This window comes from Leucobacter chromiireducens, from assembly GCF_051993095.1.
In the GTDB taxonomy this organism is placed as follows: Bacteria; Actinomycetota; Actinomycetes; order Actinomycetales; family Microbacteriaceae; genus Leucobacter; species Leucobacter chromiireducens.
In genome coordinates, this window is sequence record NZ_CP197024.1 from 1687937 (window position 1) to 1704221 (window position 16285).

Below are 16285 nucleotides of genomic sequence, written 5' to 3' on the forward strand. Positions count from 1 at the left end.
GCGCTCCTTACGAAGTGTTTCCCCTGTGTTTACCCAAAGGGCTTCCCAAGGACGTTATCGAAGCGTAACCTGATCGTTATGCATTACTTACAGTCACTTCTTGAGGCTATCCTCGCCGAGGATGGCTCCGAGTTCGACGACGAACTCGAGTCCTAGCGCCACCGCGCTACTCAGCGCCGCAACAGCGACGTTGCATCGGGAGGGTTTCCCGCCCGCACCAACAGGCCCGCGACCAGGCAACTGGTCGCGGGCCTGTTCGCGTCCCCATACGCGGTGCAGGGCGCGGGGGAGCAGCAGGGCTTCGCATGCGCCCAGCATCGCGCAAAGAAAACCGTGACATGGACCCGTGATGGGTTTACATTGTGCACAGAGAGTGACGGTGATCGCGGTGCGAGCCGTGGTCGACGCCACCCACGCCATTGAAGGTGGGGGAGTGATGGAGCTCGATGTCGCGCATGTTGACCAGCAGGTAGCCACGGGGCGACTTCCAGAGCGCCACCGCATTGACGAGCTTGTCGAAGCTGCCTACCGGCACGCTGGTCGTCATGCCGAAGGCGAGCTCGCCAGCTATATCCCGGCCCTCGCCCTCGCCGACCCAGAAGCCTTCGGGGTCAGCGTTGTTGATGTTCATGGTGAAGCACATGAGGAAGGAAACACGCGAGACGAGTTCTCGATCCAGTCGATTTCCAAAGTGTTTGTGTACGCGCTTGTCTGCGAGCACCTTGGGCACGACGCCGCCTTTTCGACGGTCGGCGTGAACAACACCGGGCTCGCGTTCAACTCCATCATCGCGCTTGAGCTGTACGACGGGCACCCGCGGAATCCAATGGTGAATGCGGGTGCACTGACGACCACCGGGCTTGTTCCGGGCGCGAGTACCGCCGAACGCTGGGAGTTCATTCACGACGGGCTATCGCGGTTCGCTGGACGCGCACTGCAGGTGGATGAGCGGGTGTATCGATCAGAGCTTGAGACCCGTCACCGAAACACGGCAATCGCCCAGTTGCTCGTGAGCTACGGACGCATTCGGCAGGACCCCGACGAACTCGTTGATGTGTACACCCGCCAGTGCGCACTGAGCGTCGATGCTCACGATCTCGCGGTGATGGCCGCCACGCTTGCAGACGGCGGAGTCAATCCCGTCACTGGTGAGCGAGTCGTCTCCGCGCACGTGGCACGCGACACACTTGCCGTCATGGCGTCCTCCGGCCTCTACGAGAACTCGGGAGAATGGCTGCTCGAAGTCGGCCTCCCCGGAAAGTCAGGCGTTTCAGGGGGCCTCATCGCTGTCGCCCCGGGGAAGGCCGGCATCGGAACGTTTGCGCCTCCGCTCGACTCGGCAGGAAACAGCGTACGCGGGCAGATCGCCGCCGCCTATCTCTCGCGGGCGCTGGGACTCAACGTCTTCGCTTCAGCTTCACACTTTGTCCAGGATGGAGAGCCTCATGTCACTCGCAGCACGTCCTGACGTATCTGACGTCATGCCCCGAAGATCCTGGGTGCCAATGATCGGGCTGTTCCTCGCGCAGATCTTGATGTCGTACAACGTCGCGGCCCTTCCGGTGACGCTCGGGGGTATGGTCGCGGAGTTCAATGTCCCCGCCACGGACGTCAGCACAGCGATCGTCACCTACGGACTCGTCGTCGCCGCACTCGTGATGGTGGGCGCAAAACTCGGTCAACGAATCGGCTGGGTCATCATGTTTCGGAGCGTGATCGCTGTGTTCGCGCTCTCCGCGTTGACTATGGTGCTCGCGCCCAGCGTGGGCTGGGTGGTGCTCGCTCAGGCGCTCGCGGGCGCATCCGCGGCAATCATCGTTCCGAGTCTCGTCGCGTTGATCGCGGAGAACTACCGGGGCGCGCAGCAGGCGACAGCGATCGGTTCGCTGGGCTCCGCACGCGCACTTGCCGGAGTCACCGCGTTCCTGCTGGGGGGCACGCTCGCAACATTTGTCGGCTGGCGACCCGTGTTTCTCGTGGTGCTCGTGATCGCGCTCGCAGTGTTTGTACTCAGTTTTCGGCTTCGAGCCGATCGCGGGGACGGCAGGGTTCAGATCGATGTTGGTGGCGCTACGCTCATCGGCGCCGGTATCGTCGCGCTGACCCTCGGCGTGAACAATCTCAACCGGTGGGGAGTGCTGAGTTCGACGGACGAAGCCCCGTTCTCCGTGGTGGGCCTGTCCCCGGCCCCGCTTCTCGTTGTGCTCGGCATCGTTCTCGTCCAGGCATTCTTCGTCTGGACGAGACGCCGGACTCGCCGTGGAGAAGAACCACTCGTCAGCCTCCGCGTGTTTGGCTCAGGCCCTGAACGCGCTGCAATCTATGCGATGTTTATTGTCGTTGGGCTTGAAGCAGCGCTGAACTTCACTGTTCCGCTGTACATTCAGATTGTTCAGGGCAGAACCCCGTTTGATACGTCGCTGGCGATGCTGCCGTTCAACCTCACCGTGTTCATCACGGCGACGCTCGTGGTTCGCTTCTACCGGCGGTTTACCCCGCGAGCGATTGGCGTGTTTTCTTTCACGCTCACTACTGTTGCGCTTGTCTGGCTCGCGCTCGTCGTCACCAACAATTGGGAGACGCTCCCGACCATCCTCGGGCTGTTCGTGTTCGGGGTGGGTCAGGGCGCCTTGGTCACGCTGGTCTTCAACGTGCTGGTGACCTCGGCCCCCAAGGAACTTGCTGGTGACGTGGGTTCTGTGCGTGGGACTACGCAGAACCTCGCAAGCGCTGTCGGCACTGCAGTTGCCGGTGCGCTCCTCGTGGGGCTCTTGAGCGCAAACATCGCGGCATCCCTCGCGAGCCATGTCGATGTCTCACCGGAATTGATTGCTCAGGCCGATATCGACGCATCGAGCTTTGTTTCCAACGACCAGCTTGCCGAAGCCCTCGATGAAACTGATGCGAGCCCCGCGCAAGTCGCGGCTTTCATCGAGGTGAACGAGAGCGCCCGCTTGGCGGCACTCAAGCTCGGGCTATTGATCCTCGCTGGCGTCAGCGCCGTCGCGATCCTTCCCGCGAGCCGCCTGCCCAACGCACAGCATCATGAGATCCCCGACCCAACGGCGGAGGCGGGGGGAAGGTAGCAGAAACGCACGCGCGGGTTGGCACCGAAACCGGTCGCCAACCCGCGCGCTGTGTGAGTTACACGCCGTAGTAGAGCTCGAACTCGAACGGGTGCGGGCGGAGCGCCATCGGGGCAATCTCGAGCTCGTGCTTGAGATCGATCCAGGTCTGAATCAGCTCCTCGGTGAACACGCCTCCCTCGAGCAGGAAGTCGTGGTCAGCCTCGAGCGCCGCAAGAGCTTCCTCGAGCGAACCCGGCACCTGCGGGATGTTCTTTGCCTCCTCCGGCGGGAGCTCGTAGAGATCCTTGTCGATCGGCTCCATCGGCTCGATGCGGTTGCGGATGCCGTCCAGGCCCGCCATCAGCTGCGCCGCGAACGCGAGGTACGGGTTGCCCGATGCATCGGGAGCGCGGAACTCGATGCGCTTTGCCTTCGGGTTCGAACCGGTGAGCGGGATCCGCACGGCGGCGGAGCGGTTTCCTGCCGAGTACGCGAGGTTCACCGGGGCCTCGTAGCCCTTCACCAGGCGGCGGTAGCTGTTGATCGTGGGGTTCGTGAACGCGAGCAGCGCAGGCGCGTGGTGGAGGATGCCCCCGATGTACCAGCGCGCGGTGTCCGAGAGGCCTGCGTAGCCGTTCTCATCGTAGAAGAGGGGATCCCCACCCTTCCAGAGCGACATGTGGGTGTGCATGCCCGAGCCATTGTCGCCGAAGACAGGCTTCGGCATGAACGTGGCCGTCTTGCCCCACAGCTCTGCCGTGTTCTTCACGATGTACTTGAACTTCAGCACATCGTCAGCCGCGTTCACCATGGTGTCGAATCGGTAATTGATCTCCGCCTGGCCGGGCGCGCCCACCTCGTGGTGCGCGCGCTCGAGGTGCAGGCCGGCCTCGACGAGGCGCAGCGAGATGTCGTCGCGCAGATCGGCTTGCTTATCGACGGGGGAGACGGGGAAGTAGCCGCCCTTCGCGGGCGTCGTGTTTCCAAGATTGCCGCCCTCGACCTTGCGGCCCGAGTTCCAGTGCGCTTCTTCGGAGTCGATCTCGTAGAAGGTGCGCTGCGGGGTATTCTCATACCGAACGGAGTCGAGGATGTAGAACTCGGCTTCGGGCGCGAAGAACGCGGTGTCCGCGATGCCGGTCGAGATGAGGTACTGCTCCGCCTTCTTGGCGACCTGGCGGGGATCCTTCGAGTAGATCTCGCCGGTGCGCGGGTTGAAGATGTCGCACACCACGATGAGGGTGCGCTCGAGGCGGAACTGGTCGACGTAGCACGTGGTCACATCGGGGATCAGCTGCAGATCCGACTCAGCAATGCCGGAGAACCCGCGAATGGAGGAACCGTCGAACATCTGGCCGACCTCGAAGAAATCGTCCTCGACTGTTGCTGCGGGGATGTTGAAGTGCTGCTGCACCCCGGGGAGATCGGTGAACCGGATATCAACAAACTTGACGTCGGTTTCCTTGATGAAGTCGATGACTTCCTGGGGGGTGGTGAACATGCTGCTCCTCATTGCCAGTGTGCCCTTCGGCACCGTTCGCTTCACTCCAGCTTATGCGCCCACCGTTTCGGAACCGTGATTCTCATGTTTCGCGAGTGTTACACGACGCAGAAAAGTGATCCGAATTCATCCCCTGACGAGAACGGTTCCCGCGATCTTGTCGTGGAATGCGCGCTGATCCGAATCCCACACGAGGAGGGGGATGACGAGGCAGAGGAGCAGGGTGCGCACGAACGGCCGCCAGACGCCGACCCATCCGCCGGCAATCGGCACGACGCGGAGCCCCACCAGTCGGTGACCGATCGAACCGCCAATAGTCGGGATAAAAATGATCTGCATCAACGCGAAGAACAGGAAGTTCCACAGGCTCGCATTGGGGCCACCCACAAGAAAGTAGGCCGGGAGCGCTGCGAGGCCCCAGTCGATCAGGATCGCGACGATGCGCCGACCGATTCTGCCAACCGAGCGCGGCCCAGACTCAGGGAGTCCGAGCCGTTCGCCGGGCCACTTGCTGGGCTCGAGGTCGCCGAAGCGCTGGGGAGTCGAAGCGGGCATCGTGCTTAGCGCGGGCGCTGCGAACGGATGCGGTTCGGGTCCATGCCCTTCGGGATACCGACGGGAGCCGCCTGTAGGGAGCTCAGTCGGTTGTAGACCGCTGCAACCTCGTTGCGCGAGAGCTTCGGCTTCAGCTTCACCAGCGTCTTCGAAAGCTTGGCGAGGGGGATTCCGTCACCGTCCGGGCCGACGTAGAGGTGCACAACCTCGACATTGCGAAGCGCTCGCTTGACCTTCCGCTCTTCATCAGCTGCCATGCGCTCGGTACGGCTGCGCGAGCCCTCCGAGATCAGCACGACACCACCGCGGCCCACGACGCGGTACACAGCATCCTGGTTGCGGTTGATTGCAATCGGAACCTCTGAACCGCGCCACGAACGGCGAAGCGCGCCCTGCACGACGGCGCCCACAGCGCCCGCGCGGCCCTCAATCTGCTGGTACGCCATCTTCTCGGCGCGCCGTCCAAGCACAATCATGACCAGGAGCAGGCCCACAAGGATGCCCGAGATCGGCCAGATGACCCAGCCGAACCAACCGCCGGGGAGCAGCCATGCAAGCAGCACGGCCACGAGGATCGGGGCGATAAAGACCGCGAGCAACACCCAAGGGAGATTCCGATCATGGACCTTCGTGGTCCGATAGATCTCGATCATCTGCTTGATGCGACCGTCGCGCTTCGCCTTCTCTGCTGCCATACCCCTTAGGATATCGGTTCTCGCGCCCTTCCCCGAACACGGGGAGTCGCCCATCGCTGTGCCGTGAGCGAAAGCCGCTCACACCCCGCGGTCAACGCGAGCCTCAGTCGAACTCTGTGGAGTGCATCACAGAACTCGTTCGCACGCTGAATGATCAGTCAGGCTTGCCGCATGAAACGATACTGTGTGAATACTCCGGACGCCCGCCCCGGAGCCACGCGCGCAGCGGCTGCTCACCCTGAAGCTTCACACCCGGGATCAGCCGCGCGAGCCGCAGCACGACTCGAAGCCTTGTGCGAACGGGGGATCGCCGCGCGAACAATCGGCCGGTGCCTGGGCGAGGCGATGGGAGGCGCACACGCACGCGTGGGGCACGATGTCGGCTGCGAGGTGCTCGGCGTGCCCCTGGAACAGCTCCATCGCTGCATTCGGGTGCGGCAAACCGGGCGGCGGGAGATGAGCGGCGCAGCACTCCTCATGGAGGCGCTTGCAGAGTGCCTCGCAGAGCTCAGCGCACTCGGCAAAACGTGGCACCCGGTTCGCGCACGTGAGGCGGTGCAGGCAGCCGTCCGGAGTCGCATCACCCCGGCGGAGGCCACACAGGACGGGGGCGTTGAGGCTGCGAAGCAGAGACGAAGGCGCACAGCCCACAGACGCACGTAGGGCCGCAGCGCTCTGTGAGTGCTGCGGCCCTACATGGGTTCATCCGCGCGGTGGCCGACCGAGCCGAACACCGCGGGATGTGTGTTTAGATTCCGAGATTCGCCGCGAAGTCGCCTGCCTCAAGACGCAGGCGGACCTGCGTCAGGAAGCGCGCTGCGTCTGCACCGTCGACGATTCGGTGATCATAGGAGAGCGCCAGGTAGACCGTGGAGCGCACGGCGATCGCATCGCCCTCGGGCCCCGAGACCACCACGGGCTTCTTCACGACCGCACCGGTACCGAGGATGGCGACCTGCGGGAGGAAGACCAGCGGCGTGTCGAAGAGCGCGCCACGTGATCCGGTGTTGGTCAGCGTGAAGGTTCCGCCGCTCAGCTCATCCGGGGTCAGCTTGTTGTCGCGCGTACGCGCGGCAAGGTCCGCGATCTCGCCCGAAATCTCTGCGAGGTTCTTCTCACCGGCAGCGCGGAGCACCGGGGTCAGCAGCCCGCGCTCGGTGTCCACCGCGATGCTGATGTTCTCAGTATCGGGGTAGACGATCGAGTCGCCCTCAACGGTGGCGTTGATGATCGGGTAAGTTCGCAGCGCCTCGGCGGCAGCGAATGCAAAGAAAGGCAGGAAGGAGAGCTTCGACCCGGTCTTCGCGAGGAACTCGTCCTTCTTTGCCTGGCGCAGCTGGGCGACCTTGGTCACATCGACCTCGACCACGGTAGTCAGCTGTGCGGTCTCCTGCAGCGATGCGACCGCGCGCTCCGCGATGACCTTGCGAAGGCGGCTCATCTTCTGCGTGGTGCCACGCAGCTCCGAAACCTCGACCACGGGGGCAGCAGCGGTTGCAGGTGCGGGAGCCGCGGCCTGCGCAGCGGGAGCCGCGGCGAGCACGTCCTCCTTGCGGATGCGACCGCCCACACCGGTGCCGGTCACCGTGCTCAGATCAACGCCACGTTCGTTCGCGAGCTTGCGCACGATCGGGGTGACGTAGTTCGCAGCAGCGGCGGGAGCTGCCGCGGGGGCTGCCGGTGCCGGTGCCGGTGCAGCTGCGGGTGCGGGTGCGGGTGCCGGTGCAGCAGCAGGTGCCGGAGCAGCAGCAGGTGCCGGGGCGGCAGCAGGTGCCGGGGCGGCGGCGGCAGCAGGAGTTTCGGGGGCCGGAGCCGCCGCGGGAGCCTCTGCGACCGGGGCCGGATCTGCCTGCACTGCGCCCGAGCCGATACGAGCGAGCGCTGCACCGACCTCGACGGTCTCGTCTTCCTGCACCAGGATCTCCTGAAGCACACCGGCGATCGGCGAGGGCACCTCGGTGTCAACCTTGTCAGTCGACACCTCAAGCAGCGGCTCGTCGACCTCGACCGCATCACCAACATTCTTGAGCCAGCGCGTCACGGTACCCTCGGTGATGCTCTCGCCAAGCGAGGGCAGCACAACCTCTTCACCGCCGGCCGGAGCCGCGGGCGCAGCAGGAGCCGCGGGCGCAGCGGCCGCGGGGGCCTCTGCCACGGGTGCGGCCGGAGCTGCGGGCGCCTCTGCTGCCGGAGCGGCAGGTGCCGCGGGAGCGGCCGATCCGTCGCCCACGACCGCGAGAATCGCGCCAACCTCAGCGGTCTCATCCTCCTGCACCAGGATCTCCTGGAGCACGCCCGCCACGGGCGAGGGGATCTCAGTGTCGACCTTGTCGGTCGAGACCTCAAGCAGGGGCTCATCGATCTCGACGGTGTCCCCGATGTTCTTCAGCCAGCGGGTCACCGTGCCCTCGGTCACGCTCTCACCCAGTGCGGGGAGGACCACCGATTCACTCATCGTGTATTTCTCCGTTCGTATCAGTCTGTCTATCGCCGCGCTTAGATTGCGTGCAGCGGCTTGCCGGCGAGCTTCAGCATCGTCTCGCCGATGGTCTCGTTCTGCGTGGGGTGGCCGTGCACAAACGGTGCAACGTCCTCCGGGTACGCCTCCCAGTTCACGATGAGCTGTGCCTCGCCCACCAGCTCGCCCACGCGGGCGCCGATCATGTGGACACCGACGACGGGGCCATCAACCACACGAACGGCCTTCACCGAACCCGCGGTGCCGAGGATCGAGCTCTTCGCGTTCCCTGCCAGGTTGTACTCGTAGCTGGTCACGTTCTCAGCGCCGTACTTCTCCTTGGCCTTGGCCTCGGTCAGACCGACGGAGGCAATCTCCGGGTCGCAGTAGGTCACCTTGGGGATGTTCACGTCTTCAACGATGACCGGGTTCAGGCCAGCAATCTCCTCGGCAACGAAGATGCCCTGCTGGTAGCCACGGTGCGCGAGCTGCAGGCCGGGAACGATATCGCCAACGGCGTATACGCCGGGCACGTTCGTAGCGAGTCGCTCGTTCGTCAGCACAAAGCCACGATCCATCTGGATGCCGACCTCTTCGTAGCCGAGCCCCTGCGTCGAGGGGCCACGGCCCACTGCAACGAGGAGGTAGTCAGCGGTGAGCACCGTGCCGTCTTCGAGGTTGACGGTGACGCTCGATGCGTCCTGCGTGACCGACTGGAAACGAACTCCGAGCTTGAAGTCGATCTTGCGCTTGCGGAAGGCACGCTCGAGCTGCTTCGAGACGGACTCCTCCTCGTTCGGCACGAGATGGGGGAGACCCTCAACGATGGTCACTTCAGCCCCGAAGGAGCGCCAAACGCTTGCAAACTCGACGCCAATCACACCGCCGCCGAGGATGATGACCCGAGCGGGCACCTCCTGGAGCTCAAGCGCGTGCTCGCTCGTGATGACACGCCCACCGATCTCAAGACCGGGAAGCGAACGCGAGTAGGAACCGGTTGCGAGCACGACGTGCTTTCCGATCACGCGATCCGCGCCAACCTGCACGGTGTTCGCGGCGACGAGCTTGCCCTCACCCTCAATGACGGTGATCTTGTTCGCCTTGAGGAGGCCCTGCAGGCCCTTGTGCTTGCCGGCGACAAGGTTCTCGCGGTAGCTGTTCACCTTTGCGATATCGATGCCTGCGACGCTCGAAAGGATGCCGTAGGTCTCGCCGTCGCGCGCCACATCCGCGACCTCCGCCGCGTGAAGCAGCGCCTTCGTCGGCACACAGCCTCGGTGCAGGCAGGTGCCGCCCAGCTTGTCTTTCTCAATAACGGCTGCGGTGAGCCCGAGCTGCGTTGCGCGGATCGCGGTGGCGTATCCGGCGCTTCCGCCGCCCAAGACGACGATGTCAAACTGCTGATCGGCCAAGTGGGATCTCCCTCGGTATGTACGCAATAGAGGCGGGTACCCGCTCGTGTGCGGGCAGTCCTTGCCCACCCTACACCCGCGACTCTGCCTTCGGCCGGGATCCCGCAGGGTCTGCGGCGGGTTCCTCCGCGATGCTGCGCACCCGGAGGGGTGGCGCACCCGGCAGCACACGGAGGGAATATCGGGTTCGCTGCTGGCGTGATGTTTTCCACACCAGAAAACGTGGGAATTCGTAGGATGGAAGCGTGACCGAATCAATCTTCTCCGCCGAGTACGCCGAGCGCCGAGCGAGCGTTCCGCGCGGTCTCCCGCTGATCATCGCCATGCAGGGCCTGAGCGACGCCGGCGGGACAGTCGCGCAACTCGAGGAGTACCTGTGGCGCAAGTACCAGCCGGAGGAGATTCTGCGGTTCAACGCCGACATGCTCCTTGACTACCGCGCGCGGCGACCGATCATCACGTTCGATGAGGATCACTTCGTCGACTACGCCCCGGAGGAGCTCAGCCTCAGCCTGGCACGCGACGAGTTTGGTGCCCCCTTCCTTCTGCTGAGCGGTTTTGAACCTGACTTCCGCTGGGACCACTTCATTGACACGGTGCTCCTGCTGGTGCATGAGTTCGAGGTGTCGATCACCGTCTGGTCGCACGCGATCCCGATGCCGGTTCCGCACACGAGGCCACTGTCGCTCACCGTGAGTGGATCACGCGACGACCTCATTGAGGCCCGGTCCGTGTGGCGGCCGAAGACGAAGATCTCAGCATCTGCCGCGCATGTGCTTGAGTACCGTCTCCACAGCTTGGGGGAGGAGGTGGCCGGGTTTGCGCTCCTGATCCCGCACTACCTGGCGAACACCGAGTACCCCGAAGCGCTCCGAGTCGCGCTCGACAGCATCATGGCCGCCACGGGGCTCATGCTGTCGACCGACGAGGTGCGTGAGGCGGCGCGACGCTTCGAGACTCAGCTCGATTCGCAACTCGCCGACAACGACGAATCCCTCGAGATGGTTCGCACGCTTGAGCGTCGCTACGACGCCTACATGGAGGACCAGACCACGCGCTCACCCCTGATGAGTGAGGACGGCACGATCCCGACTGCCGACCAGATCGCCAGCGAGCTCGAACGCTTCCTTGCGGAGCAGCAGCGCACCGCGGAAGGTGACGAGGAGCCCGGAAGCGACGCGAAGTAAACCCGCGCGAGTATCCGACGCGCAGCCGCTCCTGTCAACCATGCAGGCGCTGCCGTGCTAAAATGAACCTGACCAACCCATTCAATCCGAGTCGGTTTCCTCTGCGAGGAAATCGTTCGGGCTTGACATGGGTTTTCATGCTGTGAGCACTTGTCGAGACGCCTCGACAGCACAGCGCGGCATTCGATAGAGAGAGGCGGCTGCGTGGCAACTGCATCCACCCCCAAGACTCGCGCAACGACGAAGGCGGCTTCCACCGCGTCCGACGCTGATGCGATCGAGAACACCGTCGAGACAGCCCAGGAGTCGACCGCGGCGGCAACGAAGCCTGCCGCAACGAAGACTGCGGCGAAGGCGACCACCACGAAGTCGGCATCGGCCCGTTCCGAGGCCGCAAAGAAGGCCGCGGCAACACGTGCGGCCAACAAGGCCGCAGCTGAGGCTGCCGCGGCTGGCGAAACCGAAGAGTCACCGGCCGCAAAGAAGCCGGCGGCAAAGAAGCCGGCGGCAAAGAAGGCACCCGCGAAGAAGCCTGTCACCAAGCGGGCCGCGGCGAAGGCACTCGACGACATCGACGTTGACGACGTTGATGACGAGTCACACGAAGCTGCCGAGGAAGAAAAGCCGGCCCCTGCGCCGACCGTTCCCCTTCCCCGTGGCGCGATCGTGCTGAAGGCGGGCGAGGAAGAGGACGTTCCGACCGTCACGACCGCGATTCCCGGCGCAACGGCCGACCCGGTGAAGGACTACCTGAAGCAGATCGGCAAGGTCGCGCTCCTCAACGCCGCTGAAGAGGTTGAGCTTGCGATGCGCATCGAGGCCGGCCTGTTCGCAGAGGAGAAGCTGGCAACCGAGAAGGGGCTTCCGAAGAAGCTTGAGCGCGAGCTCAAGTGGGTGGCACGCGATGGCCAGCGCGCCAAGAGCCACCTGCTGGGAGCGAACCTCCGCCTCGTCGTGTCGCTTGCGAAGCGCTACACGGGTCGTGGCATGCAGTTCCTGGATCTCATCCAGGAAGGCAACCTGGGCCTCATTCGAGCGGTCGAGAAGTTCGACTACACGAAGGGCTTCAAGTTTTCCACCTACGCGACGTGGTGGATCCGCCAGGCCATCACTCGCGCAATGGCAGACCAGGCCCGCACAATCCGTATCCCCGTGCACATGGTCGAGGTCATCAACAAGCTGGCACGTGTACAGCGCCAGATGCTTCAGGACCTGGGCCGCGAGCCCACCCCCGAGGAGCTGAGCCGCGAACTCGACATGACCCCCGAGAAGGTCATCGAGGTGCAGAAGTACGGTCGCGAGCCGATCTCCCTGCACACGCCGCTGGGCGAGGATGGCGACAGCGAGTTCGGTGACCTCATCGAGGACACCGAGGCGGTTGTCCCGGCTGACGCGGTCGGCTTCACCATGCTCCAGCAGCAGCTCGAGCAGCTGCTCGATTCGCTCTCCGAGCGCGAGGCGGGCGTCATCCGGATGCGCTTCGGCCTCGGCGACGGCATGCCGAAGACGCTGGACCAGATCGGCGACACGTTCGGTGTGACGCGTGAGCGCATTCGTCAGATTGAATCGAAGACGATGGCGAAGCTTCGCCACCCCTCGCGCAGCCAGCAGCTGCGCGACTACCTCGAGTAGGCCGGCATTTGCCGCTTCGGCGGAGAACGCGAAGGGGCCCGGGAGCATTTGCTCCCGGGCCCCTTCTCTGTGTTGCTTGGGCCCGCTCCCGCGGTGGAAGTGGACTCGAACGCCTACGCGTTCAGCTTGTGGCTCTCGTCGTGCCAGACCTCCGCCATGGGGCGAAGCTTGGCCTCGTGCTTGTGGGCGTGGTGCGCGCAGAACAGCAGCTCGCTCCCGCTCAGCATGACGCGCACGTATGCCTGTGCGCCGCAGCTGTCGCAGCGGTCGAGTGCGGAGAGCGGGCGATCCGCGGCATCGATCGTATCCGTACGATCCTGCTCGATTGTCGTCATGGCGACCTCCCGTCCATCTAGGGTTTTGTTCACGTCTATCCAAACACGTCGAGCGAGCTTTCTCGCGTTCCGAACGCTCAGGTTCGCTGACCGCGTAGCGTGCGGCACCGCTTCAGCACTCGCCGGGGTCGCTGCACGTGGGTGTCGGTGGCGTGTCCTAGGGTGGGGGAGTCAACTTACAGAAGGGGTCCTTGCACGTGGCCACTGAGCGAGCATCGCAGGCGGCGGAGTCGAACTACTCCGCGCGCCATCTCACCGTCCTCGAGGGACTCGAGGCGGTCCGCAAGCGCCCCGGCATGTACATCGGCACGACCGACTCACGCGGCCTGATGCACTGCCTCTGGGAGATCATCGATAACTCTGTCGATGAGGCGCTCGCCGGTCACGGTGACGAGATCGGCATCCGCCTGCACGCTGACGGCAGCGTGACGGTCACCGACAACGGTCGCGGGATCCCGGTAGACATCGAGCCAAAGAGTGGCCTCTCCGGTGTCGAGCTCGTCTTCACGAAGTTGCACGCGGGCGGAAAGTTCGGCGGCGGCGGCTACGCCTCCTCGGGCGGCCTGCATGGCGTGGGCGCCTCGGTTGTCAACGCACTGTCGTCACGTCTCGACGTCGAGGTCGACCGCGATGGGAAGACCTGGGCCATGTCGTTCCGCCACGGCGAACCGGGCACCTTTGCAGGTGAGGGCCCGGACAGCCCGTTCACCCCGTTTGAGAGCTCCTCTGAACTGCGCGCCGTGGGGAAAGTCAAGAAGGGCGTCACGGGAACGCGCGTTCGGTACTGGGCTGACCCTCAGATCTTCCTCGCCTCCGCCCAGTTCGAGCCCGACTCGCTCGTGGCGCGTGCCCGTCAGACCGCGTTCCTCGTCCCGGGTCTCGGCATTGAGATCACCGATGAGCGGCCCGAGTCGCTCGGGGAAGACGGTGCCGCGTCGGTGCACCGCTTCGCATACGAGGGCGGGATCTCGGAGTTCGTGGATTACCTCGCCGTTGACGCCGCGCTCACCGATACCTGGCGCGTGACTGACTCCGGCACGTTCCGGGAGACCGTGCCCGTCATGGATGAGGCGACCGGGCACCTCGTGTCCCGCGAGGTTGAGCGCGAGTGCGAGGTGGACATTGCGCTCCGCTGGGGCACCGGTTACGACACGGAAATTCAGAGCTTCGTCAACATCATCTCGACCCCCAAGGGTGGCACGCACCTGGCCGGCTTCGAGCAGGGGCTCACGAAGTTCTTCCGCAAGCAGATTGAGCAGAACGCACGAAAACTCAAGGCGGGCAGCGATAAGCCCGAGAAGGACGACATCCTCACCGGCCTCACCGCCGTCGTGACAGTGCGCGTGCCCGAGCCACAGTTCGAGGGCCAAACGAAGGAGGTGCTCGGCACCGCGGCCGTGCGCCAGATCGTCACCCGCGCCATCGTCAAGGGACTCACGGAGCGCTACGAATCGACGAAGAAGCCGGATAAGGCGCAGACCGGCGCGCTGCTCGAGAAGATGGTCTCGGAGATGAAGGCGCGCATCGCGCTCCGTGCCCAGCGCGACACTGCACGCAGGAAGAGTTCGCTCGAGAGCTCCTCACTGCCGGCAAAACTCATCGATTGCCGCTCGAAGAACGTCGCCGAGACTGAACTCTTCATCGTGGAGGGCGACAGCGCGCTCGGCACTGCGCGTCCTGCGCGCGACAGCGAGTTCCAGGCATTGCTGCCCATTCGCGGCAAGATCCTGAATGTGCAGAAGGCGTCGGTTGCTGAGATGCTGAGCAACGCGGAATGCGGCGCGATCATCAAGGTGATCGGCGCGGGCTCCGGACGCGACTTCGACATCGAATCCGCACGGTACGGCAAGGTGATCTTGATGAGCGACGCCGACGTCGACGGCGCGCACATCCGCACGCTGCTGCTCACGCTGTTCTTCCGCTACATGCGACCGATGCTCGAGGCCGGGCGCGTGTATGCCGCGGTGCCGCCACTGCACCGCGTCATCGTGCAAAATGCGGGCCGCAAGCCCAATGACGTGATCTACACGTACAGCGAGCGCGAGCTCACCGCGCTGCTTACGGACCTCCGAAAGCGCAATAAGAAGTACCAGGAGCCGATTCAGCGCTACAAGGGCCTCGGCGAGATGGACGCAGATCAGCTGGCTGAAACGACCATGGACCGGGAGCACCGCACGCTGCGCCGGGTTCGCGTCGAGGACGCGCACGCTGCGTCTCAGGTGTTCGAGTTGCTCATGGGCAACGAGGTTGCGCCCCGCAAGGAGTTCATTATTGAGAACGCTGACGATCTCGATCGGGATCGCATCGACGCATAACCACGCCAGGTGAACTCTGAGTGTCACACTCGGCGATCAGGTGAACACTCGGCGCCACCGTGCGTGCCGTCGGCCAGGTCCGCGAAGGCTCGCTAGGGTGGAGAGTGATAGCGCCTAGGGTTCCGGGACATCCGTCCGCCGTGGTCCGAGCGGCGCCACGCTCCGCCACCCGGCCGGGCGTCATCTGAACGGACAAAAGCCTGGAGGAACCACTTCGTCGTGCCCGCGGCGAAGAGAAGGTTCCCCCATGTCGCCCACCGCGCTCCTCCTCGTTCTCACCGCTGCGGTTTGCCACGCTGCGTGGAACATCATCGCCCACCGCGCGAGCGGTTCCGGCATGCCGTTCCTGTGGTGGGGCTCACTGGTCTCCGCACTCATCTGGGTGTGGGTCATCCCGTTCACGGGAGGAATCGGGGACGCCACCCTTGGGGGCGTGCTCCTGGGCGTGCTCGTTTCCGGGGTGCTGCACGTCGTCTACATGGTCGTGCTGCAGCGGGGATATGCCCGCGGGGACCTCTCTACGGTGTACGCAACAGCGCGCGGCACTGGGCCGCTGCTCACCGTGCTCATCGCGGTGCTCTTCCTGGGGGAGCGGCCTGGCGGGTGGGCGCTCGGTGGCGTCGCGCTCATCATTCTCGGTGTCGTTGCCTTCGGGCTCGTGGGACGGCAGGGGCGGCGCCAGCCAGGCCTCGATCCCGCGCTCGTCTATGGGCTTCTTACTGGCGTCGCGATCGCGAGCTACACGGTGTGGGATGCCTACACGGTCACCGAACTCGGGGTTGCACCCGTCGCGTTTATGGTCGGTTGCGCGCTCGCTGAGGTGCCGTTCTTCACCCTCGCATTGCTGCGCCGTGGCGGTGCCCGGACCGCGGCCGCGCGCCTCGCCGCGGAGTGGCGCGGCAGCTGGAAGCGGCTGCTCGCGTTCGGCGTGCTGTCACCGCTCTCCTACGTGCTCGTGCTCACCGCGATCACGCTGGCACCGGTTGCGCTCGTCGCACCGATGCGCGAGGTGAGCGTTGTGCTTGTGGGATTGTACGGCGCGTGGCGCTTCCGCGAGTCTCGCCCCGTGCTGCGCATCGCGGCGGCGCTCGTGGTGGTCGTGGGGGTCACCCTCATCGGTGGATAAC

The 16285-nt window shown here is 64.7% G+C and carries 12 protein-coding genes; 6 read left to right on the top strand and 6 right to left on the bottom strand.

The features are described from left to right. Positions 1-436: 436 nt before the first annotated feature. Together glsA and ACR81A_RS07580 are read left to right on the top strand one after the other, a co-directional pair. The gene (glsA, locus tag ACR81A_RS07575; RefSeq protein ID WP_440313137.1) at positions 437-1468 is read left to right on the top strand and encodes a glutaminase A; all 1032 of its coding nucleotides are present in this window, start codon (positions 437-439) and stop codon (positions 1466-1468) included. Further along, positions 1446-3086, top strand: coding sequence for an MFS transporter (locus ACR81A_RS07580; RefSeq protein WP_440311518.1), 1641 nt, complete (start codon positions 1446-1448; stop codon positions 3084-3086). The genes glsA and ACR81A_RS07580 overlap by 23 nt, the downstream gene beginning before the upstream one ends. Positions 3087-3144: 58 nt before the next feature. On the opposite strand, the gene glnA is transcribed toward ACR81A_RS07580, so the two are convergent. The 5 genes from glnA to lpdA form a co-directional block, all read right to left on the bottom strand. Next, positions 3145-4569: a type I glutamate--ammonia ligase gene (gene glnA, locus ACR81A_RS07585; RefSeq protein WP_202382691.1), complete on the bottom strand. Its 1425-nt coding sequence runs from the start codon at positions 4567-4569 to the stop codon at positions 3145-3147. A 126-nt stretch (positions 4570-4695) separates the two neighbouring features. After that, on the bottom strand, positions 4696-5124 hold the full coding sequence (locus ACR81A_RS07590) for an RDD family protein (protein WP_202382692.1): 429 nt from the start codon (positions 5122-5124) through the stop codon (positions 4696-4698). Positions 5125-5129: 5 nt separating this feature from the next. Beyond that, positions 5130-5819 carry a DUF4191 domain-containing protein gene (locus tag ACR81A_RS07595; RefSeq protein WP_202382693.1) on the bottom strand — a complete coding sequence of 230 codons (690 nt, stop codon included), beginning with the start codon at positions 5817-5819 and terminating at the stop codon, positions 5130-5132. A gap of 748 nt (positions 5820-6567) precedes the next feature. Further along, the gene (gene sucB, locus ACR81A_RS07600; RefSeq protein WP_440311519.1) at positions 6568-8274 is read right to left on the bottom strand and encodes a 2-oxoglutarate dehydrogenase, E2 component, dihydrolipoamide succinyltransferase; all 1707 of its coding nucleotides are present in this window, start codon (positions 8272-8274) and stop codon (positions 6568-6570) included. A 41-nt stretch (positions 8275-8315) separates the two neighbouring features. Further along, complete coding sequence (lpdA, locus tag ACR81A_RS07605) at positions 8316-9689, bottom strand: dihydrolipoyl dehydrogenase (RefSeq protein ID WP_202382696.1); 1374 nt, start codon at positions 9687-9689, stop codon at positions 8316-8318. Between the two features lie 245 nt (positions 9690-9934). Between lpdA and ACR81A_RS07610 the strand changes: the two genes are divergently transcribed. Then, entirely contained in the window at positions 9935-10876 is a 942-nt protein-coding gene (locus ACR81A_RS07610; protein WP_202382697.1) for a PAC2 family protein, read from the top strand. Positions 10877-11080: 204 nt separating this feature from the next. After that, positions 11081-12508 (top strand): RNA polymerase sigma factor, encoded by a 1428-nt coding sequence (locus ACR81A_RS07615; protein WP_440311520.1) that lies wholly within the window; start codon positions 11081-11083, stop codon positions 12506-12508. Positions 12509-12621: 113 nt separating this feature from the next. Here ACR81A_RS07615 and ACR81A_RS07620 read toward each other — a convergent pair whose 3' ends face one another. Then, the gene (locus ACR81A_RS07620) at positions 12622-12843 is read right to left on the bottom strand and encodes a DUF7455 domain-containing protein (RefSeq protein ID WP_440311521.1); all 222 of its coding nucleotides are present in this window, start codon (positions 12841-12843) and stop codon (positions 12622-12624) included. 197 nt (positions 12844-13040) lie between these two features. Here ACR81A_RS07620 and ACR81A_RS07625 point away from each other — a divergent pair, with 197 nt between their 5' ends. Both ACR81A_RS07625 and ACR81A_RS07630 read left to right on the top strand, forming a co-directional pair. Next, positions 13041-15158 (top strand): DNA gyrase subunit B, encoded by a 2118-nt coding sequence (locus ACR81A_RS07625; protein WP_202382700.1) that lies wholly within the window; start codon positions 13041-13043, stop codon positions 15156-15158. Between the two features lie 247 nt (positions 15159-15405). Beyond that, positions 15406-16284, top strand: a complete 879-nt coding sequence (locus tag ACR81A_RS07630) for an EamA family transporter (RefSeq protein WP_440311522.1) — start codon at positions 15406-15408, stop codon at positions 16282-16284. Position 16285: the final 1 nt, after the last annotated feature.